This is a genomic window from Corynebacterium sp. HMSC072G08, from assembly GCF_001809185.1.
GTDB classification, from domain to species: domain Bacteria; phylum Actinomycetota; class Actinomycetes; order Mycobacteriales; family Mycobacteriaceae; genus Corynebacterium; species Corynebacterium phoceense.
Window position 1 is genome coordinate 1 of the sequence record NZ_KV796433.1, and the last position, 935, is coordinate 935.

Here is a 935-nt window from a genome sequence, read left to right on the forward strand (position 1 = left end):
AAGCGTGGCGCATCCACCGCTTGATTCCGCCCTGCATGACTGGCTTTCCCGTATCCCAGATAACCCCGTTGTTTAAGTAAGCCCCGCCACGAGGCGGTCCAGTGCTTCCAGGTACTGTGCGAAGGCCCGGCGACCCGAACGAGTGAGTCGAAGACGTGTCACGGGTGTGCGCCCCTCGAAATCTTTTGAAATCTTTAACAAGCCGGCCTCCTCAAGGAGCGTCGCATGCTTCGTGAGCAACGAATAGCTCACCCCCAACTCGTCTTTGAGGGTCTGATAATCCACCGAATCCACGCTATTGAGCGCCGCCATGACACTGAGCCGCACCGGCGAGTGAATGGGGGTGCCAAGGGCCTGGCGTGCCTCGCTTAGCTCCACAGTTCCCCCTTGCGCAGCAGGTAGACACCGCACCACCCCGCAGGCGCAGCGCAGAGCACCGCGACAAGCGTGGTCACCGCCCAGTGCGTGTCGTGCGGGTCTACCCACCGCGGCCACACCAGATCAAAGAACAGGAAGGAGACCACGATAAATCCGAAGGCAGCAACAAGCTTGGTCATAAATCCTCGAGGATGAGCCTTCCTCGCCTGTTGCAACAGCACAATTACGAGGCACAGAACGAAGAGGTACAGCGCGACCACGACGGCACGGATGAGCCCACCCCATTCCCAATTGGCCGCCTGAAAGTTCACCGCAAGGAGCACAGCGGAGCTTGCCGCCAACACGAGCAAGAGAATGCCTTCACGCTTATTGACGTGCGCGAGCGGCGTAGCGGCTTTCGCCGCCGAGCTAAAACGTCCGCCTTCCCGAGTGTCCATGATCTGCCCCTTTCCTTATCGAACCATACCTTCACTTTCCATAGTAGCAAGCGCTTAACGATTCGTGAAGCTCTTGACAAATCGTTACTGGCTCTTCCGGTTTTAGAGTGCATTGATTAG

Annotated in this window: 2 protein-coding genes; both read right to left on the reverse strand. The window is 58.0% G+C overall.

Annotation, left to right across the window (positions count from 1 at the left end; all coding sequences use genetic code 11):
- Positions 1 to 72: 72 nt before the first annotated feature.
- A complete protein-coding gene (locus tag HMPREF2559_RS08630) occupies positions 73 to 378 on the reverse strand; it encodes a winged helix-turn-helix domain-containing protein (protein WP_066491060.1) in 306 nt (101 codons plus the stop codon).
- A complete protein-coding gene (locus tag HMPREF2559_RS08635; protein WP_066491057.1) occupies positions 369 to 815 on the reverse strand; it encodes a hypothetical protein in 447 nt (148 codons plus the stop codon). Before HMPREF2559_RS08635 ends, HMPREF2559_RS08630 begins: the two co-directional genes overlap by 10 nt.
- Positions 816 to 935 lie beyond the last annotated feature (120 nt).